Raw genomic sequence first — 23,756 nt, 5'->3', positions numbered from 1 at the left:
CCTTTTGTTCTAATAGTTTCAGTATAACAAAAAAGCGGTTAAGAGAATAGAAAAATAAGTAAAAGCAAACATTTGTATAAATTTTCGGTAAAGTTTTTGTAAAAAGCAAACATTATATGAAAAAGAACTTACATTTACTTGAAAAAGTGGTATCATTGACTTAAGCAATGAGAAAAGGAGTGATTGATTTGACTGTAAAAAAATTAGAGAGTAGTAACCATCATAAAATGATTACTGAAGAAGTAGCTATTTTACAAGATCTACTCGAAGATATTACAAGGTCTATGGCCGGAGACCAAGTATATGCTAAAATTGAAAGAATTTTGGAATTATCACAAGGGAAAGATGCTGTTTTACTGGAGAATACTATAAGAGAATTATCCAATGACGAAATGGTTATCATCTCTCGTTATTTTTCAATTTTGCCCTTACTAATTAATATTTCTGAAGATGTTGATTTGGCATATGAAATTAATTATCAAAATAATACCAATGTTGACTACTTAGGAAAATTAGCAAACACAATTAATGAAGTCGCTTCTAAAGATAATGCGCAAGATATTCTGGAAAAGGTAAACGTTGTACCAGTTTTGACGGCTCATCCTACGCAAGTGCAACGAAAAACTGTCTTAGAATTAACAAATCACATTCATGATTTGCTGCGGAAATACCGTGATGTCAAAAATGGTGTCGTTAACCAAAAGAAATGGTTGGAAGAATTACGTCGCTACATTGAAATTATTATGCAAACCGACATCATTCGTGAAAAAAAATTAAAAGTTAAAAATGAAATCACTAATGTCATGCAATATTATGACAATTCTTTGATTCCAGCCATTACAAAATTAACTAGACAATATAAAGATTTAGCTAAAGAAAAAGGCTTAGTTTTAGAGAATCCAAAACCAATTACCATGGGGATGTGGATTGGTGGTGACCGTGATGGGAATCCTTTTGTCACAGCAGATACCTTAAAACAGTCGGCTACTCTTCAAAGTGAAGTGATTTTAAATTATTACCTTGATAAGTTATCAGTTCTTTATCGGACGTTCTCTATGTCATCGACATTAGTAAAAACAAGTGAGGATGTTCAAGAGTTAGCGGATTTATCTAGTGATAAATCGATTTACCGTGAAAATGAGCCTTATCGTAAAGCTTTTCATTATATTAAGGCACGTTTACAAGAAACGCACTCAAGTCTTACGAAAAGTCGCTTCAAAAAATCCCTGGTTCCAGCCTATGAAAATCCCGAAGAGTTTAAAAAAGATCTTTTGAAAATTAAAAATTCTTTAGTTGAAAACGGAGACCGTTCTCTGATTACTGGTGATTTGACGGAACTAATTCAAGCTGTTGATATCTTTGGTTTCTTCTTGGCAAGTATTGATATGCGGCAAGATTCCAGTGTTCAAGAAGCATGTGTGGCTGAATTGCTGAAAGCAGCAAATATTGAAGAAGACTATTCATCCCTTTCTGAGTCTGAAAAATGTCGTCTTCTCTACAAACAATTATCTGAGGATCCAAGAACCCTTTCTTCGACAAATGTTGAGAAATCAGAACTCTTAGAGAAAGAACTTGCTATCTACAAAGCTGCCCGTCGCTTGAAGGATAAACTTGGCGAAGAGGTTATCAAACAACACATCATTTCTCATACTGAGAGTGTGTCAGATATGTTTGAATTAGCAATCATGCTTAAAGAAGTTGGCTTGGTGGATAAGGATAGTGCACGTGTTCAGATTGTTCCGTTATTTGAAACTATCGAAGATTTGGACAACTCAAATCATATTATGACCGACTACCTAGCCTATCCAATGGTTAAGAATTGGATTGCTTCCAAAGGTAACTATCAAGAAATTATGTTAGGTTATTCTGACAGTAATAAGGATGGTGGTTATTTATCTTCTGGTTGGACCCTTTATAAAGCTCAAAATGACTTGACTGAAATCGGACAAAAAAATGGTATCAAGATTACTTTCTTCCATGGTCGTGGTGGTACTGTTGGTCGTGGTGGTGGACCCTCTTATGATGCTATTACATCTCAACCATTCGGTTCAATTAAAGATCGTATTCGTTTAACTGAGCAAGGTGAAATCATTGAGAATAAATATGGTAACAAAGATGTCGCCTACTATAATTTAGAAATGTTGATTTCGGCTTCTGTCAATCGGATGGTTACAAGAATGCTTACTAACCCGGACGAAATTGATGGTTTTAGAGAAGTTATGGAAGGCATTGTGGACTTTAGTAATAAAGTATACCGTGATTTAGTTTTCGGTAATCCTCATTTCTATGATTACTTCTTTGAGGCGAGTCCTATTAAAGAAGTTTCAAGTTTAAATATTGGTTCTAGACCAGCTGCTCGTAAAACCATTACTGAAATTTCTGGTTTACGTGCTATCCCATGGGTGTTCTCTTGGTCTCAAAACCGCATCATGTTCCCAGGGTGGTATGGTGTCGGTTCTGCATTTAAACAATATATTGATCAAGAAGAAGGCAATTTAGCTAAGTTGCAACATATGTATGAAAAATGGCCTTTCTTCCATTCTTTACTGTCAAATGTTGACATGGTGCTTTCGAAATCAAATATGAACATCGCTTTCCAATACGCTCAGTTGGCTGAAAAAGAAGAAGTAAGAGATATTTTCCATACCATTTTAGATGAATGGCAATTAACTAAAAATATGATTTTGTCCATTGAGCAACATGATGAGTTATTAGAGGATAACCAATCATTGAAACAAAGTTTGGATTATCGACTTCCTTATTTCAATGTTCTAAATTATATTCAAATTGAACTTATTAAACGCTTACGTCATCACCAACTGGATGAAGATTATGAAAAATTAATCCATATTACTATTAATGGTATTGCGACCGGTCTTCGTAACTCTGGCTAAGAGAGACTCAGGTAGAAGCTTATTATAGTAACACTATTTTTGAAATAGGACGATATTTTAATAGAAGAGTAAAGACAGGCATTTGTCTGTCTTTTCCCTTTTTTTTGCTCTAGAAAGATGATATAATGCTTAAAGATTATCAGAAAAACAGGGGAAATTATGAAAATTGATAAAAGGCATCTCTTAAATTATTCGATACTTTTGCCTTATCTAATCCTTTCGATTATCGGCCTTATTATGGTCTATTCTACGACTAGTGCAACCTTGATCCAATTGAATGCAAACCCTTTTAAGTCAGTTTTAAGTCAAGGGATTTTTTGGTTGATTAGTTTAACTGCCATTTCTTTTATTTATAAATTAAAACTAAATTTTTTAAATAACCATGGATTATTAGTAATGGTCATGTTATTTGAAGCAGCCTTGCTCTTGATTGCCCGTTTTTTTACTCAAGAAGTTAATGGAGCTCATGGTTGGATTGTTTTAGGACCACTAAGTTTTCAACCAGCAGAATATCTGAAAATTATTATGGTCTGGTATCTGGCACATACTTTTGCCCGTAAACAAGAAGAAATTGCTTTATATGATTATCAAGCTTTGACAAAGAGAAGATGGTGGCCAAGACAGAGTAGTGATTTAAAAGACTGGCGTGTCTATTCACTATTTCTTATCTTGTTAGTTGCTGCACAACCCGATTTAGGTAATGCGGCCATTATTGTTCTAACAGCAATTTTAATGATTACCATTAGTGGAATCGGCTATCGCTGGTTCTCCGGAATATTATCTTTAATTACGGTTCTATCTACTATCTTTCTAGGCTCAATTAAAGTTATTGGTGTTGAACGTGTTGCCAAGGTACCCATTTTTGGCTATGTTGCAAAACGTTTTAGTGCTTACTTTAATCCATTTAAAGATTTAACTGATTCGGGACACCAGTTAGCTCATTCTTATTATGCCATGAGTAATGGTGGTTGGTTTGGTGTCGGTTTAGGTAACTCGATTGAAAAAAGGGGCTACCTACCTGAAGCCCAAACAGACTTCGTCTTTTCGATCGTTATTGAAGAACTTGGTCTAATTGGAGCAGGATTGATTTTGGCTCTCGTCTTCTTTTTAATTCTCCGTATTATGAATGTTGGTATTAAAGCTAAAAAACCATTTAATGCCATGGTTGCATTAGGCGTCGGTGGTATGATATTAATGCAAGTATTCGTCAATATTGGAGGCATATCAGGTATTATACCTTCAACTGGTGTAACGTTCCCCTTCCTATCTCAAGGTGGAAATAGCTTACTAGTTTTATCGGTAGCCATTGGTTTTGTACTCAATATAGATGCAAACGAGAAGAAAGAAGATATTTTAAAAGAAGCTGAATTATCTTATCGCAAAACTATGCGTGATGAAAATGGTAAGATTGTCAATATCAGTCGTTTTAAATAAGTTATCAAGCAGAATAGACCTACTTCAAGTAGGTCTATTTTTTTCCTTCGAAAAGGAAAATGATAGTTGAAGTAGTGATATAAGAATACCTAGTGTCATGAATTGATTTTTGATATAAGAAAGAATTGCCAATCAATATAAAACACTTGCTTTTTCTTAATAATTTGCTACAATAGTAAGGTAAAGTTAGACTGTATTGCCTACCGTCTATCTATAAAATATATTTTATTGGAGGCTTTTCCCAAAATGGCAAAAGAAAAATACGATCGTAGTAAACCCCACGTTAACATTGGTACAATCGGACACGTTGACCATGGTAAAACTACATTAACAGCTGCAATTACAACTGTTCTTGCACGTCGCTTACCAAGCTCAGTTAACCAACCTAAAGATTATGCTTCTATCGATGCTGCTCCAGAAGAGCGCGAACGCGGAATCACAATCAACACTGCACACGTTGAGTATGAAACTGAATCACGTCACTATGCCCACATCGATGCCCCAGGACACGCGGACTATGTTAAAAACATGATCACTGGTGCTGCCCAAATGGACGGAGCTATCCTTGTTGTTGCATCTACTGATGGACCAATGCCACAAACACGTGAGCACATCCTTCTTTCACGTCAGGTTGGTGTTAAACACCTTATCGTCTTCATGAACAAAGTTGACCTTGTTGATGATGAAGAATTGCTTGAATTAGTTGAAATGGAAATTCGTGACCTTCTTTCAGAATACGATTTCCCAGGTGATGACCTTCCAGTTATCCAAGGTTCAGCTCTTAAAGCTCTTGAAGGTGATACAGCTCACGAAGATATCATCATGGAATTGATGAAAACTGTTGATGAATATATTCCAGAACCAGAACGTGATACTGACAAACCATTACTTCTTCCAGTCGAAGATGTATTCTCAATCACTGGACGTGGTACTGTAGCTTCAGGACGTATCGACCGTGGTACTGTTCGTGTCAACGACGAAATCGAAATCGTTGGTATCAAAGAAGATATTAAAAAAGCTGTTGTTACTGGTGTTGAAATGTTCCGTAAACAACTTGACGAAGGTCTTGCAGGAGACAACGTAGGTATCCTTCTTCGTGGTGTTCAGCGTGACGAAATCGAACGTGGACAAGTTATTGCTAAACCAGGTTCAATCAACCCACACACTAAATTTAAAGGTGAAGTATACATCCTTTCTAAAGAAGAAGGTGGACGTCATACTCCATTCTTCAACAACTACCGCCCACAATTCTACTTCCGTACAACTGACGTAACTGGTTCAATCGAACTTCCAGCTGGTACAGAAATGGTTATGCCTGGTGATAACGTGACTATCAATGTTGAATTGATCCACCCAATCGCCGTAGAACAAGGTACTACTTTCTCAATTCGTGAAGGTGGACGTACTGTTGGTTCAGGTATCGTTTCAGAAATCGAAGCTTAATTTTAATTAAGTTCCCAGAATAACAATTAGAGTCAGACAACTCAGATTGTAAGGACCCCGTTTGGGGTCTTTTTTATATCCTGATATGTTTTCAGAAAATATTTTCAGAAAACAGGTAATTCTTTGTGAAAAAAATCTTAAAATGCAGTCATATTCTTTTATTAGGTCCAAAATTATGATAAAATAGTAGTGTAAATAAAAAAAGAAGAGGTATGTGAAATGTCACGTAAACCATTTATTGCCGGAAACTGGAAAATGAACAAAAATCCTGAGGAAGCTAAAGCATTTATCGAAGAAGTAGCTTCTAAATTAACTTCATCAGAATTTGTTGAAGCAGGGATTGCAGCTCCAGCTCTCGATCTTTATACTGTTCTTGAAGCAGCTAAAGGATCAGAATTAAAAGTAGCAGCTCAAAATGCCTATTTTGAAAATTCAGGTGCTTTCACAGGTGAAAACAGCCCTAAAGTATTAGCTGAAATGGGTACTGACTATGTTGTTATTGGCCATTCTGAACGTCGTGAATACTTCCATGAAACTGATGAAGATATTAACAAAAAAGCAAAAGCAATTTTTGCTAATGGTTTAACACCAATTATCTGTTGTGGTGAAACTCTTGCAACTTATGAAGCTGGTAAAGCAGTAGACTTCGTAGGGGCTCAAGTTTCTGCTGCATTGGCTGGTTTAACTGAAGAACAAGTTTCTTCATTAGTGATTGCTTATGAACCAATTTGGGCAATCGGTACTGGTAAATCTGCGACTCAAGAAGATGCACAAAAAATGTGTAAAGCGGTACGTGATGTTGTAGCAGCTGATTTTGGTCAAGCTGTAGCTGATAAAGTACGTGTTCAATATGGTGGTTCAGTAAAACCTGAAAACGTTGCTTCATATATGGAATGTCCAGACGTTGATGGTGCTTTAGTTGGTGGAGCCTCTCTTGATGCGGCTAGCTTCTTAGCATTATTAGATTTCGTTAAATAAATTTCTTTCACAGGCTATTGTTCATGTTAGAACAATAGCTTTTTTCATATAAAAAAATGACAGTAATAACTGTCATTTTAATATCTTCTTAAGATTTTCTTTATTCCTTTGATGACCTTTTGTTTGAGTGGATTTGGATAAAAGTAAAATGTGCCTATTGTTTGTTCAATATGACCATTAAAATTCTGTTTGAATCCTAAAACACCATCAGATCCATCAAAATAACCAGAGATTCCTAATAAATTATAACGTTTAATACCACGCTGAATTGCTTCAAGCATTACATATTCTTGTAGGATTGCAGGTGCATAGAATTTATTAAATTCTGAATAGGAACCACTAAAGAAATAAGTTGCTTCTTGCTCCATAAATACAAATAAAGACCCAGCAAGGATAACATCCTGATCACCATATTTTTGAATAAATTCATTAGCTTCAGCTATACGAACATCAAAAGTTTGATGTTGACTAGAGAATTCTTTATGTTGATTACGTTTCTTTTCGGAATTAGGATTTACTTCTAAATCGGCTTCTAGTTTTTGTACTTTTTCTGCCAATTTTGCTTGATCTTTTTGCAAATTTGTTAGATAGTCTTTGAAATTGAGTGTTGCAACTAGAAACTCGGCCTTTTCATTAAAAGCATCGTAAAAGTATTCATAGTATTCGATAGGTTTATCATCATAATTGCGACGCTCAGAAGTAGAAGAGGTAACTTCTTTAAATTGAATAAGTTCGTCTTTTTTTAATTTTTTGATTTGAATTCCAAAAGTTTTTGCTTTTTTGACTAAGGGTTTCCCTTTTTTACTAAACGACTTTAGAAGATTTTTCTCTGTCATTTCAGTCAAATCCTTGATATAATGCCAATCGTGCTTATCATAGCCAATTTGAGGTTGTTCATGGATAAAACCTAAGTTTTGATATAAATCAATATAGTTTTGATCTAATTCAGTTAATGGGTTACCATGATCATCAAACATTCGATAGTGACCATATGGTTTGATGACTAATTCCATTACTTTTTTGGATTTAGCATATGATTTTAAATCCTTAAGAAAATCGGATAAATAACTTTCATCCTTCCAGAGGGGGCCATAATGAATTTCCATGTGTAATCCACCAGCGATTGGGGTAGTGAAAAGGAGAGTAGCTATCTGTAACTGACCATCATTATCTTCAAATCCTTTCATTTCGGTCTCATAGCCTCTATTTTCAAGTAATGCACTCATATTGGCAGATTGCTCAAAATAACGGAATTCTACTTGAGAAGCAAAGGCTTCAAATGCTTCTTTGGTTAAAGTTACTAAAGGCATTAATGTTTACTCCTTAATTTTTTTCGAATTTTATAGGCTAACATGGCTGGGTGGTAAAGGAGGCTGACGGGAATATTAAATTCACCAGCAAATTCTTCTATTTGTGGATTTAGTTTAGCTTTAAAACTATAGAGACCGCCATCTAATTGATTCTCAATCCCACCCATGTTTTGCCATTGACACCCTCTACGAAAAGCTTCAGCAGCAGTTTCGTACCAAGTTAATAGTGGAGCTTGATAGAGTTTATAGCTATCATCCATTCCAGCATAAAGATTCTCTGATGTTTGTCCAAAGTTAAGGGATAAGGTCGCTGCTAGTGGGACGATTTCTTTTCCAAAATCTAAATCATTTTGGATTAATTCTAGTTCAGAAGTTAATCTAGTAATAGTGTTTAAATTTTCTTTGACTTTTGATTCTCTTGTTTTTTCAGTAAATTTTTCTTTTTCTGATTGAGCTTTCACTAGTTGAGTTTCAAGTAGTGCTTTTCTTTCGACCATATTAACTTTTGCCATGGTGATATAAGATTGCTCACCTGGATAGGTCTCCATTAAAATTCTATAATAGTCGATACCACGAAGATTAATACCTTTACGGAATTCTGTTTTCTTCATCAATTCAGCAAAATCTTCCAAGAGTTCTTGACCACCAATAGTAATGGTGACTCCCTTGTTTTGAGCTGTACGGATTGCTTGTCGTGTTTTCTTAGGGAGGTTTACAAGGTCAAAGTCTTTAGCATAGAGATTGGCTTGAAGGCGGGGTTGGATATTTTGTCCAATATCTTCTGTCCTTCCAGTCCATTCAATGCCGTGACTTTTCATAAAGGAAATGGCAGATAAGGTTAAGTCATTTTCTTCGATATCTGTGATTTCCTTATCAACAGGAAATTGTTTTAGAAAAAGACTTGGATCAAATTTAACAAAGAGAGCCTTTTTACTTTTTCCGAATTTTTTTAAAGAATTGATGACAAAATCGACTAATTCGAAATTAGTATAATCCATAATTGGTCCACGGGGGATATAGATTAGGCTAAAATTTAGAGGTAATGGACGAATGAGAAGGGCAGCGGAAGCGACCAATTCTTCATTTTCATAAAAGCCAATGATTTCTTGCTTCCACTCTTCTTTGACACTTGCCCAATTAGCACTTTGTAATAAGTTACAATTAGGATGTCCGAGAACAAAGGCATCATGTTCTTCTTTTGGGATGCCAACTTTGTATGTAAACATTAATGTAAAACCCACTCGCGTATAGCATAAGCTACGCCGCTTTCGTTATTAGATTTAGTGATGTATTTAGCAATATTCTTCAATTCCGGACTTCCATTTTCCATAACGACTGGATTGCCAACAACCTCAAGCATTGCTCGATCGTTTTCGGCGTCACCAATAGCCATTGTTTGGTCCATGTCTAATCCTAATTTTTCAGCTAAATGAATAATTGCATTACCCTTTGACACTGATTTCAGCATGAATTCTAAGTAGAAGGGTGTTGATTTGACAATGTTGTATTTGTCGTAAAATTCTTGTGGAATTTTTTTGATGGCAGCGTCTAAAACATCTGGCTCATCAATCATCATCATTTTGACGATTTCTTTTGAAGCCATTTCTTCAGGCGTTCTGTAGAATATAGGCATATTAACCAAGGTTGATTCATGTACTGTATATTTACCGATATTCCTGTTTGCGGTGTAGATTCCCTCTTTAGTGATAGCATGCATGTGGAGACCAATTTTACGACTGAGGAATTCAATGTCCAAGTAATCTTCGTAAGACATGGTTTCCTTAACAATCTCTTCACCTGTTTCGGCATCTTGGACTAATCCACCATTAAAAGTAATAACATAAGAACCATTATGGTTTAGATTGAGTTCTTCTAAGAGACCAGTTACGCCGGCAATTGGTCGACCAGTTGCAATCACTACTTGAACATCATTTGCTTTAGCTTCCTGAACAGCTTCAAAAACTTGGCTTGTCACTTTACGATCATCTGTTATAAGAGTGCCGTCAATATCTACAGCAACTAATTTGATAGACATGGAAATCTCCTTGTTTGTTATCATTTATCATTTATTCAAAAAATATCTACCTTCTATCATACTAAAAAAGCAAGCTTTTGTCATGGAATCGAACATCTTGAAACCTTGATTTAATAAAGAAAACGTTTTATTTGTTAAAATTACTAAAAATAAAAAAGAGCTCAAAAGCTCTTAGTTTGGAAATTCAAAATGTTCATCTTCAATGTAAGAAATAAATTCTTCTTTATCTTTTGCAAAGAGATCACTTGCATCTAACATTTCTTTAGGGAAATAGAATCGTCTGTCACCGTAAGTTGTCCCGGTTAAAGTTTTTACGATAGGTGATAAATGGGATAGTTCAGATCGCCGACCATCTTTGTGAAGCATTTCAATTTGAGTTCTTGGATTTTTATTCTCTGGTCGGTAGATATCATATGGTAGGTCAAAATTGACGTGTACTCCGGTATAATATTCTGGATTGAAACCAACAGCTTCAACTAATTGTCTTAGATGTTCTAATTTACCTTCATTTGCTTGGTCAAAGGTTACTGATTTAAGAATTTTGCGGTTGATAAAGCGACTTGCTAAATCGGCTAATATCTGGTCTTCACTAGTCATCCATACTTGGAAATATGTATTTAAGACACCATCATCTAATCTTAGGTAGTCGCTCAAGGTAAATTGATTCTTTAGAAAGGGGATTAAGCCTGGTGCGGTGCGGCAGATGTAATCTGGATCTTTTTGATAAATCCGTTTAGCCCTTTTAAGTAGATTTTGTAGCGTTAGCTCAACACCACGACTTGCTGGATGGAAATAAACTTGCATATACATTTGGAATCGACTGACGATGTAATCTTCCACAGCATGCATACCATTCTTTTCAAAAACAATGCCGTTTTCAACTGGTCGAATAACACGGAGTATTCTCATAAGATCAAATTGGCCATAATTAGCCGCTGAAAAATAAGAATCACGCAAGAGATAATCCATCCGGTCGCAATCAATTTGGCTAGAAATGAGTTGAACGACTTGTTTATTAGGATAAGTATGATTGATGACACTAGCTACTTGATCAGGGAAATCTATAGAGACCTGTCTAAGAATTGCATTTATCTCAGTTTCTGGGTTTGTAATAATTTCCTGTGTGATGGCTTCGTGATCTGTTTCAAAAAGTTTTTCAAAAGTATGAGAGTATGCGCCATGACCAATATCATGTAAAAGTCCGGCTGTCATAGTTAAAAGAGATTCTTCTTTGTTCCACTCATCCGGGTAGCGCTCTTCAAAGATTTCAGTGACGCGTCTAGCAATCTCATAGACACCAAGGCAATGCGAAAAACGACTGTGTTCTGCCCCGTGAAAGGTAAATGCAGTCGTTGGTACTTGCTTAATCCGTCTTAATCGTTGGAATTCTTTAGCATTAATTAAGTCATAGATTACTTTTTTATTAATGTGGATATAGTTGTGGACAGGGTCCCGGAATACTTTTTCATTCATAACTTTATTATACCAAAAATTGCTAAATTAAGAAGAAATTGATAGAATAGACACGGTAAAAAAAGAGATTGGATAAGGTATGAAATTAGAAATAAAAAACACCATTAAAATAGATGATCAAATTGAAAAAATTAAAGAGATTCATGATTGTCAAGTGATGGAAAAAGGGAATGCCATTTATTTCATTTATCAAAATGAAATGGATGAAAAAGTTATCATCAAATGTCAGTTAAATAGCGTAAGTATTAATCGCTTTTCAAATCCGCACACTTTGATGACTTTTGAAAAAGGAGTTAATCATATCTTTGATATCCCTACACCCATGGGGATTCAGCAGTTAGTGACCTCGACCCATAGTTATCAGTTTGATGAAGAAAATAAAGTATTAAACTTATCTTATGATTTACTTCAGCCAGAAAGCTTCGCCCAATTTGCGACATATCGACTAGAAATGAAATGGTATTAAAATGGAAAATGAGAAACATCAGGGAATGGGAAGTGTTATAGCTGCCCTTATTGCTAATATCTTAGTTGCACTTTCAAAATTTGTTGCTTTTCTTTTTTCTGGATCAGTGGCAATGATGAATGAGTCGATCCATAGCTTGGTTGACTGTGGCAATCAAATTTTACTTTTAGTTGGTGATAAAAAAGCTAAAGCACTTGAAAGTACTCGCCATCCTTTTGGCGAAGCTAGAGCCAAATATTTTTTCTCTACCATTGTGGCCATGATGCTCTTTTTTGGCGGTGGTGCTTTGGGTATTATGGAAGCTCTAAAAAAATTGCTGAGCCGGAACATGAAATCAGTCACTTTTGGCTTTTAATTGCTGTCTTGGTTTTTGGATTGGTGGTTGAAAGCTTTAGCTTAAGAGTAGCATTTAAAGAAATTAAGGAACTAAATAAAAATAAACTTCCTCTTTTTCGTTTTCTAAAAGAAAGTCGCCATAGTGAAATCTTAATTATTTTTGCTGAAGATAGCTGTGCAGTAATCGGTCTCCTTATTGCATTGCTAGGAACTATTTTGGCTTACCTGACAAAGAATCCTGTTTTTGACGCTTTATCAGGCTTATTTATTGGAATAATGCTTTGTCTTGCAGCAATCTTTTTGGCAAGAGAATTTTATGGTCTTTTAGTCGGGGAAAGTGTTACAGAAGAAGATTTAGTAACGATACATGGTGCTTTTGAGAAAGAAGAAGTTTTACGTCTAATAGATATTAAAACGATTCATTTGAGTGACACAGATATCCTTGTAACAGCGAAAATTGAAATTGATTCACTCTTTATTAATGATGCCTCAAAACTGATTAACCAGATAGAAAAAGATATCCGTCAGTCACTACCTGACTACAAACTTTACATCTATATTGAAACAGACACCTACCAAGATAATTACAAAATTAATCATTAAGTAATTTAATCAGCCTATTCTTGGCTGATTTTTTATATTTATTTCTTGTTTTTTAAGTGTTTTTTTTATATAATGGTACCTATATCAAGGGAGTAGCAGACGGGTTTACCCGTGATTGTATCGTCACTACGGAATTTCGATTTCCGGTGCAATCTGAAACAGCGAGACTTGTTTAACTATATTAAACAGGTCTTTTTATATACTTTAAAAGGCCAGGGAGGATGGAAAATTTGTCAAAAGAACAAAGAAAAGACGTGTTCTACACGCAATCCGAAGAGACTGTACTTGAAGAATTACAATCAAGTCAAGATGGTCTTTCAACAAGTGAAGCTAAAAGTCGTTTAGACCAATATGGTCGTAACGAGCTTGATGAAGGGGAAAAACGCAGCCTCTTTATGAAGTTCCTTGATCAATTCAAGGATTTAATGATTATTATCTTGATTGTTGCTGCTGTGCTTTCAGTTATAACTGAAGGAACAGAAGGGATGACAGATGCTATTATTATCTTAGCTGTTGTTATTCTTAATGCGGCATTTGGTGTTTACCAAGAAGGTCAAGCCGAAGCAGCTATTGAAGCTTTAAAATCAATGTCTAGCCCGCTAGCGCGTGTTCGTCGTGATGGACATGTTATCGAGCTTGATTCGAAAGAATTAGTTCCTGGTGATATCGTTCTTCTTGAAGCTGGTGATGTTGTACCAGCTGATATGCGTCTTCTTGAAGCAAATTCATTAAAAATTGAAGAAGCAGCTCTAACAGGTGAATCTGTTCCAGTTGAGAAAGACCTTTCAGCTACTGTTGCTGAAGATGCTGGTATCGGTGACCGAGTTAACATGGGTTACCAAAACTCAAACGTTACTTATGGTCGTGGTATGGGTGTTGTCACAAATACTGGTATGTATACTGAAGTTGGTCATATTGCTGGGATGTTAGCAAATGCTGATGAAACAGATACGCCACTTAAACAAAATTTAGACCACCTGTCTAAAATTTTAACTTACTTGATTTTAGTTATTGCAGCCGTTACATTTGCAGTTGGTGTTTTCGTTCGTGGACAACATCCATTAGAAGGTTTAATGACATCGGTAGCCCTTGCCGTTGCAGCTATTCCTGAAGGTTTACCAGCGATTGTAACAGTAGTTCTTTCATTAGGAACTCAAGTATTAGCAAAACGTAATGCCATTATCCGTAAGTTACCAGCAGTAGAAACCCTTGGTTCAACTGAAATTATCGCATCTGATAAAACTGGTACCCTTACCATGAATCAGATGACTGTTGAAAAAATTTATACTAATGGCCAGTTGCAATCAGCTGGATCTGATATTGATTTTTCAAACAGCACTCTTCGCGTCATGAACTTTGCTAATGATACGAAAATTGATCAATCTGGTAAATTGATTGGTGACCCAACTGAAACAGCTTTAGTACAATATGGATTAGACCATGGATTTGATGTTCGTGATATCTTAGTCAATGAACCACGTGTCGCTGAATTACCTTTTGATTCTGACCGTAAATTGATGGCAACTATTCATAAAGAAGCTGATGCTAAATATTTTGTTGCTGTAAAAGGTGCTCCTGATCAACTTTTAAAACGTGTTACTCAAATTGAAGATAATGGCTCTATTCGTCCAATTACTGAGGCTGATAAAGCAGCTATCTTGGATATGAATAAGTCATTGGCTAAACAAGCCCTTCGTGTATTGATGATGGCGTATAAATATGTTGATACGATTCCAACTCTTGATACCGAAACAGTTGAAGCGGAGTTAATTTTCTCAGGTTTAGTTGGGATGATTGACCCTGAGCGTCCGGAAGCAGCGCAAGCCGTTAAAGTGGCTAAAGAAGCTGGTATCCGTCCAATCATGATTACTGGTGACCACCAGGACACTGCGGAAGCTATTGCCAAACGCTTAGGAATCATTGACGAAACTGATAATGAAGACCATGTATTCACTGGTGCTGAGTTAAACGAAATTTCAGATGAAGAATTCCAAAAAGTCTTCAAACAATACTCTGTTTATGCGCGTGTTTCGCCAGAACATAAGGTTCGTATTGTTAAGGCATGGCAAAATGAAGGTAAAGTTGTTGCCATGACTGGTGATGGTGTTAATGATGCCCCATCTCTTAAAACAGCTGATATCGGTATTGGTATGGGTATCACTGGTACTGAAGTATCTAAAGGTGCTTCTGATATGGTTCTTGCTGACGATAACTTTGCAACTATCATTGTTGCCGTTGAAGAAGGACGTAAAGTCTTCTCTAACATCCAAAAAACAATCCAATATTTGCTTTCAGCAAATATGGCTGAAGTCTTCACTATCTTCCTTGCAACCCTATTTGGTTGGGATGTTCTTCAACCTGTTCACTTGCTTTGGATTAACTTGGTAACAGATACGCTACCAGCCATCGCATTAGGTGTAGAACCTGCTGAACCAGGTGTTATGAAGCATAAACCTCGTGGTCGTAAATCTAGTTTCTTTGACGGTGGTGTTAAAGAAGCCATCCTTTACCAAGGTGCTTTCCAAACCATGCTTGTCTTAGGTGTTTATGGTTTCGCTCTAATGTTCCCAGAACACTCAACTTATAAAGAAATTCATGCAGATGCCTTAACCATGGCTTATGTAACACTAGGTTTAATCCAATTAGTGCATGCCTACAATGTTAAATCTGTTTATCAATCTATGTTTAAGGTTGGACTCTTTAAAAACAAACTCTTCAACTACTCAATCCCACTTGCCTTCATTATGTTGATGGTGACTGTTGTCGTTCCTGGCTTCAATAAATTCTTCCACGTGGCTCACTTGAGTGGTAGCCAATGGTTGGTAGTAGTCATCGGAAGCTTACTAATGGTAGTATTGGTTGAGCTTGTTAAAGCAATCCAACGTGCTATGGGTATGGATGAAAAAGCAATCTAAAGTAAATAAAAAAACGATCCTTATAGAATCGCTTTAAAGTGAAGACAATTTCTTGTCTTCACTTTTTTGATGTAAGAAGATTATAGGTCATCAATTTTTGATTTGTTTGATAGGGACTAATGATGAAATAATCTTATTCTTTAACAAAGCAATAATCGGGGAGAATTGCACTAAGTAAGATTGTTAAGGAAAATAAAAATGTCATCAGCTGCGATGATTCATAGTCAGGTCTGAATGTTAAGCAAATAATTGAACTGATTAAGAGTAGTAATACCACAAGATCGAGTGCAAATGATAATTGATTGCGCTTAATGCTAATTTGGTCACCATTTGAAACTCTAATTCTAGGGATATCAAAAAAATTATAGCATAGTAATGTATCATCTTCTGGGATTTCCAAATCGATAGTTTCCTTACTGCCAATTTCAGAGACATATTTTTTATTGAGGCGAATTGCCAGCTTATTATCGTCGATAAATCTCCCAAAAAAGGAATATTTTCTTGCTTGACATGTGATTGTAATTGTCATAAGCACCTCCGAAAACGCTTTATCTTGGTATTATAGCATTTTTTCAGACTCTACAAGTTATTTCCTTTGAAAGTTATGGTAAACTAAGAGAAGAATATGGTGAGGAGAACGTATGACAACCATTTTTGCCCATAGAGGAAGTAAATGTAATCGTCCAGAAAATACACTAGCAGCTTTTAAAGAAGCCATTAGAGTTGGTGCTGATGGAATTGAATTAGACGTTCACAGAACGAAGGATCACCACTTAGTCGTCATCCATGATGAAACAGTGGACAGAACAACTAATGGTATAGGCTATGTCCGGGATTTAACTTTAAAGGAGATTAAAGCATTAGATGCCGGTTCTTGGTTTGCCCCATTTTATTTTAGGGAAAAAGTACCTACTTTAGAAGAAGTTTTACATTTTTTAGTTGCTGAAAACTTTCAGGGAACTTTAAATATCGAGATAAAAACGGATAAATACCACTACCCAAGAATCGAAAGAGATATCGCCAAATTGATGCAATCGCAAAAGTGGCCTTTTGACTATCTTTATTGCTCCTTTAATTTCCGTAGTTTAAAAATTATGGAAAAGGCAGATCCCAATATTGAACTAGCCTATTTGATGAAAACAGGAACCTTCCATATTTGGCTAGGACAAAAGGCAACATTTGTAGGTGCCATTCATCCAAATAAATTGTGGGCGATGAACAATAAAAATAAAATAGCTTTATTTGGAAAATCGGTTCGCCCCTGGACCTTGAACAAGGAAAAACAAATGGAATTTGCTTTTCGTTTTAAATTAGCTGGCTTTATGACGGACAAACCGGAGTTAGCCGTTCAAGTTCGTGACCGTTTAGCTCAAGAAAAAAATCAAGACCTTATCGCATTAGGATAAGGTCTTTTTGCTATCTTGGAGTTCGTATTTGGGTAGGATAAAGCTTATAATCACCAAGACAATTCCAATGATTGATAGCCACCAAAGTAAATCGGAATCAAAAGGGAGTAGAAGATGACTGGCAATGATGAGGACAATAATGAACCAAAAAATTAAAACTGTTTTTGGTTTATCAACAATCACAAAAGAGTCATTCTCCTTAACTGCCATTTTTGGACTAAAGCGTTGCCGCAACCTAATCTCAGTCCCGTTGTCCGCCAGTGGAATCTCGATTTCTTGTCCATTCCGAAGGAGAACTTTTTCATTTTTTCCAATCTCAATGGTAATAGGAGCACCAATTCTTGCAAAACGGGTTTTTCTTTTTAATTTCATAACAATTCTCATTTCTCTATTCAATGTCAAAAATAGTCATTGCCAAAGCCAACTCTTCCTTCAAATGATCAGCTTTATAGGCTAAAAAGGTTTTATTCTTATGGATAGCCGCATAGCGTTTATTAGGGGTCCAAGAAGCAGGACTAATCAAGTGGGGATTAGCTTCAAGAAAGGCATAGGTGAGTTGCCATTCTTTGGAATACCCAAGGGGTCGACTATGATATAAAATACCATCATATTCTTCCACTTTAATACGCCGGTGATTGTGGCCGAAAACGACATCAGTAACAGAGTATTTGGTAAAAATCTGATGAAATTTGGGGCTACCTAAAAAAGCATTGAAGGGTCTTAATTTTGGATAAGTCAGGAGAAAAGCCTGATGAGGAAAATGCATGGCAACAATGATCCGCTTATCAGGATTGGATTTGAGGATTTCTTCAAGTTTTATACAAATGGCCTCAGTTATTTGAGGGTCAGAATTAGGACGCTTAAGGCGGCGGTCAAACCAAAATTGTTTTTTAAAGCGTAAATTACTTGCCTCGTCCATTTCAGAGAAAAAGCTATAATCGTACCAACCATGAAATGTAAGAAGCATAGTAGTGTTATTCAAGTGGTAGCATTTAAAATCAGTCTCCGCAATAGCTTCTTCACTTAAATCCAACATGTCATGGTTACCAAGATTATAGGTTAAAGTTATCTGTTTTTCTATCCTCTGCAGGAATGGAAGGGTCTTTTCTAAGAAATGATTAGAAATATCACCTGCAATATGTAGGTGATCGATACCTTTCTCTTCTAGTACTTGAACGAGACAATTTTCTTCGTAACTCCCAAAATGGTTGAGATCTATATGTAAATCACTCATGATTGCTAATCTAGTCATAGCTTCATTGTAACAAAAATGATGTGACTTGGCTATTTATGGTAAAATAGATGTTTAGGAGGAAAAACATGTATAAAGCCATTATTTTTGATATGGATGGAGTTATTTTTGATACTGAAGGTTTCTATTATCAAAGACGTAAAACCTTTTTAGATAGTAAAGGGATTTCCATTGAGCATATGGAAGCCAAAGAATTTATTGGTGGCAATCTCCAGCAAGTTTGGCAAAAGATTTTAAGTGAAAATGAGCATGTTGGTCAAGCTGATGCCTTTCATCAGGAGTATGAAGATTATAAAGCAAAGCATCGTGCGCCTTATGCCCAAATCATTTTTCCAGAAGTCAGACAAGCTTTAGCTGATTTAAAGGCAGCAGGTCTAAAACTAGCCTTAGCTTCAAACACGCAAAAGAATGATGTTCTCTTTGCTTTAGAATCAGCATCAATTTTGTCCTATTTTGATATTGTTCTTAGTCGAGAAGATGTGGACAGCCCAAAACCGCAACCAGATATTTATCTTAAAGCAGCTGGATTATTGGAGATTGATAAAGCTGATAGTTTAATTATTGAAGATAGTCAAAAGGGTATCAGCGCTGGCAAGTCTGCCGGGATGCAAGTCTGGGCAATCAAGGATAAGCAATATGGGATTGACCAGTCGCAAGCTGATCAACTTATCGACCATTTGGGACAAGTCCCAGAAAAAGTACTTTAAAAATAAAGCAAGAGGGAGAGAAGTGAAGCTCTCTCTTTTGTATGCGCTTACGGTTTTTGCTAGCCATTTAGGTAAATAAGTTTTAAAATGGCAATAGAGGCCTCTTTAAAAGGTTATTGTTTTTTTAAAATAGAAAGGACCCACTGCCAATCATGTCTCCATATTATCAGTTGTTGAAAGAAAAATTTCCAACCAAGTCGTCACTTATTACCGAAATGATCAATCTGGATGCCATTTGCCATTTACCAAAAGGTACCGAGCATTTCCTAAGTGACTTACACGGAGAATATCAAGCATTTGATTATTTGTTACGTAATGGCTCAGGTTCCATTAAAAAGAAACTACAAGAATGTTTTCCAGAGAAAAAAGAAAAAGATATTGAACAACTTTGCCAATATATTTACTACCCTGCTGAAAAAATTCAAGCACAGCAAGAAGTTTTAGACCGTAAAGACCTGGAAATTGAACTTTGCCAATATCTGTTAGATTTACTCCAATTTGTTAAGCATATCGGAAGCAAATATACCCGGTCTAAGGTTCGTAAGATGCTGCCAGCTGATTATGCCTATATCATGGAGGAGTTGTTGACGGAAGAGCAGCCTGACAAAAATAAGCAGTATTACTATCATGCTATCATCTCAAAAGTGATTGAGTTAGAGCAGTTAGACAATCTTTTTATTGCGTTTGCCAACTTGATTCAACGATTATCCATCGACCATCTTCATGTGGTTGGTGATATTTTTGACCGCGGCCAATACCCTGATTTTATTATTGACCGCTTAAAAGGTTTCCAAAACATTGATATTCAATGGGGAAATCATGATATTACTTGGATTGGAGCTATGTCTGGTTCCTATATTTGTATGATCAATGTCATTCGGATTGCGGCTAGATATAATTCGTTAGCACTAATCGAAGATCGCTACGGTATTAATCTCCGACGCCTTATTGATTACAGCCAACGTTACTTTAAGGAAGAAGAGGTATTCAACCCGATTTTAGATGGTGACGTCATCTCTGAAACAGAGCGTCTGACCCTTAATAAATTACAGCAAGCGACAGCCCTCTTGCAATTTAAATTGGAGCACCAATTAATTAAGCGGCGTCCAGAATTTGGCATGCAAGCTTCACAATTATTTCCTAAAATCGACCCAGAAAAGAAAAGCATTACTATTGGTGAAAAGACCTATCCTTTACAATCCTTCCCATTTCATAAAATGGTTTGGGATCAGCCAGATGTTTTAACGTCTGAAGAGGAGCAAATCTTAAAAGGGCTCATGTACCGTTTCCAAAACTCAGAAAAATTAGAGAGTCAAATTGATTTTCTAATGGCAAAAGGCTCAATGTACCATATTTCCAATAATCACTTGCTTTTCCATGGTTGTATGCCAATGCATTCAAATGGTGATTTTAAATCCATGCGTTTTGGCAAGAAAATCTATTCAGGCAAGGCTCTCTTAGATTTCTTCCAAGAGCAAGTTAGGGAATCATACAAAAATCGGGAGCAACACTTTGATTTAGCAACCGATGTCTTCTGGTATCTCTGGTGTGGTGAGGTTTCATCACTCTTTGGTAAGGACCGGATGACCACTTTTGAACGTTATTATATTGCTGACAAGGCAAGCCACCATGAGGAAAAGAATCCTTATTATCGTTTACGGGAAAATCAAGAAATCTGTCTTCGCATTTTAGCAGAGTTTGGTTTGGATGGAAGTGCTCATATTGTCAATGGCCATACACCTGTTAAGGAAAAGGGTGGCGAATTACCTATTAAAGCAGATGGTCGTATTATTATCATTGATGGTGGATTGGCTAAAGGCTATCAAAAAACGACTGGTATTGCTGGCTACACCTTAATTTCCAATTCTTACGGCTTGGAATTAGTTGCTCATAAACCATTCTCATCTGTTAAGGATGTTTTAGAAGGTAAATGTGATATTATCTTTATCAAGCGTTTAGTCGAATTAGTTGAAAATCGGACCTTGGTTAAAGATACTGATAATGGTAAAAAATTGCTACAAGAAATAGCTGATCTTGATCATCTATACCATCATTTTGATCAATATTAAATAGAATTATGAGAGGTGAAGCCAATTTTTCACCTCTTTTGGTTTTTTGATTTTTGCGGTTCAGCCTGACATATTCTTTTTTGTTATGACAATTTAATATTTGTTACAATAAGTCATTGCTTGGTCTTGAAGTCTTTATATTTTTCCATTATGATAGTAATATGGAACTTAAGGCGGAAATCAAAAAAATAGCGAACGAAATTGGTATTTCAAAAATCGGCTTTACAACAGCTGATGATTTTTCTTATCTGGAAAAATCATTACGTTTAGGGGTTGAAGAAGGTCGAACAACAGGTTTTGAGCACAAGGTTATTGAGGAAAGAATCAAACCTAAATTATCCTTGGAGTCGGCTAAGACTATTATTTCCATTGCTGTGGCCTATCCCCATAAGTTACCCATCCAACCTCAAAAAACACAGTATAAACGAGGTAAAATTACTCCTAATTCTTGGGGAACAGATTACCATCATGTTCTACAAGAAAAATTGTCCCAATTAGCTGAGGCGATTGAAAGTCTGACCCAGGATTTTGAATATAAGGGTATGGTTGATACGGGCGCCTTAGTGGATACAGCTGTTGCTAGAAGAGCTGGAATTGGTTTTATTGGCAAAAATGGATTGGTGATTTCCAAAGAGTTTGGTTCTTACATGTATCTTGGGGAGCTCATTACTAATCTAGAAATTGAACCTGATCAACCTGTTGATTATGACTGTGGTGATTGTCGCCGCTGCTTAGACGCTTGTCCGACCTCCTGTTTAATTGGTGATGGAACTATGAATGCCAAGCGCTGTTTGTCCTTCCAGACCCAAGATAAGGGGATGATGGACTTGGAGTTCCGGAAAAAAATCAAAACGGTTATTTATGGTTGTGATATTTGTCAGATTGCCTGTCCCTATAATAAAGGCATTTCCAACCCTCTTGCCAGTGAGATTGATCCAGAGCTTGCTCAGCCAGAATTAATTCCATTTTTGGAATTATCAAACAAGGACTTTAAGGCTAAGTTTGGACAAATAGCTGCTTCTTGGCGTGGTAAAAATATTCTCCAGCGTAATGCCATAATTGCCCTGGCAAATGGTCATGACCGTACGGCCATTATTAAATTAATGGAAATTATTGATAAGAATAACAATCCAATTCATACCGCGACAGCCATTTGGGCACTTGGTGAGCTGATTAAAAAACCAGATGCTGCCATCTTGGATTATATGCGTGGCCTTTCTCCAAAAGAAGAGGAGAGTCAAAAAGAATTGGAAATGCTTCGAGCAAAATGGCAATTCTAGTGGCAATGTGTTAAAATAATGAAGATAAAAACGAGAATGAGGTAAGCAAATGGAAGTGGCAGAAATTCGCCAAAAAATAGTAGAAAACAATGAGAAGTTGACTAGCTTCAGGAGGTCTCTTTGACTTAGATCGTTTGGAAGAAGAGATTGCTCTTTTAGAAAACCAAATGACTGAGCCGGACTTCTGGAATGATAATTTAGCTGCTCAAAAAACCTCGCAAGAGTTGAATGAATTGAAAGTTAAGTTCGATACTTTCCATAATATGCAGACGCTTTCGGAAGAAACAGAGCTTTATTTGGAAATGTTGGATGAAGATCCTTCCATCAAAGATGAGTTGGAAGAGAGTTTGACAAAACTGGATCAGATCCTTTCCTCGTATGAGATGACCTTGCTCTTGTCTGAGCCTTATGACCATAACAATGCCATCTTGGAAATTCACCCTGGATCTGGTGGAACTGAGGCGCAGGACTGGGCGGATATGCTCTTTCGAATGTATACGCGTTTTGGGAATGCCAAAGGGTTTAAGGTTGAGACGCTGGACTACCAAGCGGGTGATGAAGCTGGTATTAAGTCTGTCACACTTTCTTTTGAAGGGCCAAATGCTTATGGTTTCTTGAAATCAGAAATGGGTGTTCACCGATTGGTCCGTATTTCACCTTTTGATTCAGCTAAACGCAGACATACGTCATTTACATCGGTAGAAGTCATGCCGGAATTGGACGATACCATCGAGGTTGATATTCGTGATGATGATATTAAGATGGACACTTTCCGTTCAGGTGGTGCCGGTGGTCAGAACGTCAACAAAGTATCAACGGGTGTCCGGTTGACTCATATTCCAACAGGAATTGTTGTGGCTTCGACTGTAGACAGAACTCAGTATGGTAACCGTGATCGCGCAATGAAGATGTTGCAGGCTAAACTTTACCAAATGGAACAAGATAAAAAAGCAGAAGAGGTTAATGCTCTTAAAGGTGATAAAAAAGAAATCACCTGGGGAAGTCAGATTCGCTCTTATGTCTTTACACCTTATACCATGGTCAAAGATCACCGGACTAATTTTGAAGTAGCTCAGGTGGACAAAGTGATGGATGGTGAGATTGATGGCTTTATCGATGCTTACCTGAAGTGGCGAATGAACGATGACTAATTGA

General features: G+C 36.4%; 18 protein-coding genes and 1 pseudogene. 12 read left to right on the top strand and 7 right to left on the bottom strand.

Annotated elements, in window-relative coordinates; all coding sequences use genetic code 11:
- The first annotated feature begins 188 nt into the window (after positions 1-188).
- From ppc to tpiA, 4 genes are all read left to right on the top strand, one after another.
- A complete protein-coding gene (gene ppc, locus A9Q68_RS04155; RefSeq protein ID WP_071793422.1) occupies positions 189-2,894 on the top strand; it encodes a phosphoenolpyruvate carboxylase in 2,706 nt (901 codons plus the stop codon).
- Positions 2,895-3,053: 159 nt separating this feature from the next.
- Positions 3,054-4,328: a cell division peptidoglycan polymerase FtsW gene (gene ftsW, locus A9Q68_RS04150; protein ID WP_071793421.1), complete on the top strand. Its 1,275-nt coding sequence runs from the start codon at positions 3,054-3,056 to the stop codon at positions 4,326-4,328.
- Positions 4,329-4,574: 246 nt separating this feature from the next.
- Positions 4,575-5,771, top strand: a complete 1,197-nt coding sequence (gene tuf / locus A9Q68_RS04145; protein WP_071793420.1) for an elongation factor Tu — start codon at positions 4,575-4,577, stop codon at positions 5,769-5,771.
- 219 nt (positions 5,772-5,990) lie between these two features.
- Positions 5,991-6,749 carry a triose-phosphate isomerase gene (gene tpiA, locus A9Q68_RS04140; protein ID WP_071793419.1) on the top strand — a complete coding sequence of 253 codons (759 nt, stop codon included), beginning with the start codon at positions 5,991-5,993 and terminating at the stop codon, positions 6,747-6,749.
- 77 nt (positions 6,750-6,826) lie between these two features.
- Here tpiA and A9Q68_RS04135 read toward each other — a convergent pair whose 3' ends face one another.
- The 4 genes from A9Q68_RS04135 to A9Q68_RS04120 all read right to left on the bottom strand — a co-directional run bounded on the left by A9Q68_RS04135 (position 6,827) and on the right by A9Q68_RS04120 (position 11,567).
- Positions 6,827-8,059, bottom strand: a complete 1,233-nt coding sequence (locus A9Q68_RS04135; protein WP_071793418.1) for an aminoacyltransferase — start codon at positions 8,057-8,059, stop codon at positions 6,827-6,829.
- Positions 8,059-9,285, bottom strand: a complete 1,227-nt coding sequence (locus tag A9Q68_RS04130; protein WP_071793417.1) for an aminoacyltransferase — start codon at positions 9,283-9,285, stop codon at positions 8,059-8,061. Before A9Q68_RS04130 ends, A9Q68_RS04135 begins: the two co-directional genes overlap by 1 nt.
- A complete protein-coding gene (yidA, locus tag A9Q68_RS04125; RefSeq protein ID WP_071793416.1) occupies positions 9,285-10,094 on the bottom strand; it encodes a sugar-phosphatase in 810 nt (269 codons plus the stop codon). Before yidA ends, A9Q68_RS04130 begins: the two co-directional genes overlap by 1 nt.
- Positions 10,095-10,265: 171 nt before the next feature.
- Entirely contained in the window at positions 10,266-11,567 is a 1,302-nt protein-coding gene (locus A9Q68_RS04120; RefSeq protein WP_071793415.1) for an HD domain-containing protein, read from the bottom strand.
- Positions 11,568-11,646: 79 nt separating this feature from the next.
- On the opposite strand from A9Q68_RS04120, the gene A9Q68_RS04115 reads away from it, so the two are divergent.
- The 3 genes and pseudogenes from A9Q68_RS04115 (at position 11,647) to A9Q68_RS04105 (ending at position 15,887) form a co-directional block, all read left to right on the top strand.
- On the top strand, positions 11,647-12,033 hold the full coding sequence (locus A9Q68_RS04115; protein WP_071793414.1) for a YwiB family protein: 387 nt from the start codon (positions 11,647-11,649) through the stop codon (positions 12,031-12,033).
- Position 12,034: 1 nt separating this feature from the next.
- Positions 12,035-12,972, top strand: a pseudogene (locus tag A9Q68_RS04110) (cation diffusion facilitator family transporter).
- Between the two features lie 230 nt (positions 12,973-13,202).
- A complete protein-coding gene (locus A9Q68_RS04105; RefSeq protein ID WP_071793726.1) occupies positions 13,203-15,887 on the top strand; it encodes a cation-translocating P-type ATPase in 2,685 nt (894 codons plus the stop codon).
- 133 nt (positions 15,888-16,020) lie between these two features.
- Here the strand turns inward: A9Q68_RS04105 and A9Q68_RS04100 are convergent, their stop codons facing one another.
- On the bottom strand, positions 16,021-16,416 hold the full coding sequence (locus tag A9Q68_RS04100) for a hypothetical protein (protein ID WP_071793413.1): 396 nt from the start codon (positions 16,414-16,416) through the stop codon (positions 16,021-16,023).
- 112 nt (positions 16,417-16,528) lie between these two features.
- Between A9Q68_RS04100 and A9Q68_RS04095 the strand changes: the two genes are divergently transcribed.
- Positions 16,529-17,293, top strand: coding sequence for a glycerophosphodiester phosphodiesterase (locus tag A9Q68_RS04095; RefSeq protein ID WP_071793412.1), 765 nt, complete (start codon positions 16,529-16,531; stop codon positions 17,291-17,293).
- Here the strand turns inward: A9Q68_RS04095 and A9Q68_RS04090 are convergent.
- Positions 17,285-17,665, bottom strand: a complete 381-nt coding sequence (locus A9Q68_RS04090) for a hypothetical protein (RefSeq protein ID WP_071793411.1) — start codon at positions 17,663-17,665, stop codon at positions 17,285-17,287. The two genes, A9Q68_RS04095 and A9Q68_RS04090, sit on opposite strands and share 9 nt — an antisense overlap.
- A 16-nt stretch (positions 17,666-17,681) precedes the next feature.
- Positions 17,682-18,545, bottom strand: coding sequence for a metallophosphoesterase (locus A9Q68_RS04085; RefSeq protein WP_071793410.1), 864 nt, complete (start codon positions 18,543-18,545; stop codon positions 17,682-17,684).
- Positions 18,546-18,613: 68 nt separating this feature from the next.
- Between A9Q68_RS04085 and A9Q68_RS04080 the strand changes: the two genes are divergently transcribed.
- From A9Q68_RS04080 to prfB, 4 genes are all read left to right on the top strand, one after another.
- The gene (locus tag A9Q68_RS04080) at positions 18,614-19,252 is read left to right on the top strand and encodes an HAD family hydrolase (protein WP_071793409.1); all 639 of its coding nucleotides are present in this window, start codon (positions 18,614-18,616) and stop codon (positions 19,250-19,252) included.
- A gap of 152 nt (positions 19,253-19,404) precedes the next feature.
- Positions 19,405-21,321, top strand: a complete 1,917-nt coding sequence (locus A9Q68_RS04075) for a fructose-1,6-bisphosphatase (RefSeq protein WP_071793408.1) — start codon at positions 19,405-19,407, stop codon at positions 21,319-21,321.
- A gap of 161 nt (positions 21,322-21,482) precedes the next feature.
- Entirely contained in the window at positions 21,483-22,601 is a 1,119-nt protein-coding gene (queG, locus tag A9Q68_RS04070; protein WP_071793407.1) for a tRNA epoxyqueuosine(34) reductase QueG, read from the top strand.
- 49 nt (positions 22,602-22,650) lie between these two features.
- Positions 22,651-23,752, top strand: a protein-coding gene (gene prfB, locus A9Q68_RS04065) for a peptide chain release factor 2 (RefSeq protein ID WP_106403995.1) whose coding sequence is annotated in 2 segments (ribosomal slippage) — positions 22,651-22,722 and positions 22,724-23,752 — 1,101 coding nt in all. Because the reading frame shifts where the segments join, the coding sequence is not laid out codon by codon here.
- Positions 23,753-23,756: the final 4 nt, after the last annotated feature.

It is taken from the genome of Streptococcus bovimastitidis, from assembly GCF_001885095.1.
In the GTDB taxonomy this organism is placed as follows: domain Bacteria; phylum Bacillota; class Bacilli; order Lactobacillales; family Streptococcaceae; genus Streptococcus; species Streptococcus bovimastitidis.
The sequence above is the reverse complement of the archived record's forward strand: the minus strand, read 5'-3'. Positions and strand labels throughout refer to the sequence as shown.

Coding starts and splice junctions, on each gene's coding strand:
- ftsW (WP_071793421.1), top strand. CDS start 3,054: ATGAAAATTGATAAAAGGCATCTCTTAAATTATTCGATACTTTTGCCT.
- tuf (WP_071793420.1), top strand. CDS start 4,575: ATGGCAAAAGAAAAATACGATCGTAGTAAACCCCACGTTAACATTGGT.
- tpiA (WP_071793419.1), top strand. CDS start 5,991: ATGTCACGTAAACCATTTATTGCCGGAAACTGGAAAATGAACAAAAAT.
- A9Q68_RS04135 (WP_071793418.1), bottom strand. CDS start 8,059: ATGCCTTTAGTAACTTTAACCAAAGAAGCATTTGAAGCCTTTGCTTCT.
- A9Q68_RS04130 (WP_071793417.1), bottom strand. CDS start 9,285: ATGTTTACATACAAAGTTGGCATCCCAAAAGAAGAACATGATGCCTTT.
- yidA (WP_071793416.1), bottom strand. CDS start 10,094: ATGTCTATCAAATTAGTTGCTGTAGATATTGACGGCACTCTTATAACA.
- A9Q68_RS04120 (WP_071793415.1), bottom strand. CDS start 11,567: ATGAATGAAAAAGTATTCCGGGACCCTGTCCACAACTATATCCACATT.
- A9Q68_RS04115 (WP_071793414.1), top strand. CDS start 11,647: ATGAAATTAGAAATAAAAAACACCATTAAAATAGATGATCAAATTGAA.
- A9Q68_RS04100 (WP_071793413.1), bottom strand. CDS start 16,416: ATGACAATTACAATCACATGTCAAGCAAGAAAATATTCCTTTTTTGGG.
- A9Q68_RS04095 (WP_071793412.1), top strand. CDS start 16,529: ATGACAACCATTTTTGCCCATAGAGGAAGTAAATGTAATCGTCCAGAA.
- A9Q68_RS04090 (WP_071793411.1), bottom strand. CDS start 17,665: ATGAAATTAAAAAGAAAAACCCGTTTTGCAAGAATTGGTGCTCCTATT.
- A9Q68_RS04085 (WP_071793410.1), bottom strand. CDS start 18,545: ATGACTAGATTAGCAATCATGAGTGATTTACATATAGATCTCAACCAT.
- A9Q68_RS04080 (WP_071793409.1), top strand. CDS start 18,614: ATGTATAAAGCCATTATTTTTGATATGGATGGAGTTATTTTTGATACT.
- A9Q68_RS04075 (WP_071793408.1), top strand. CDS start 19,405: ATGTCTCCATATTATCAGTTGTTGAAAGAAAAATTTCCAACCAAGTCG.
- queG (WP_071793407.1), top strand. CDS start 21,483: ATGGAACTTAAGGCGGAAATCAAAAAAATAGCGAACGAAATTGGTATT.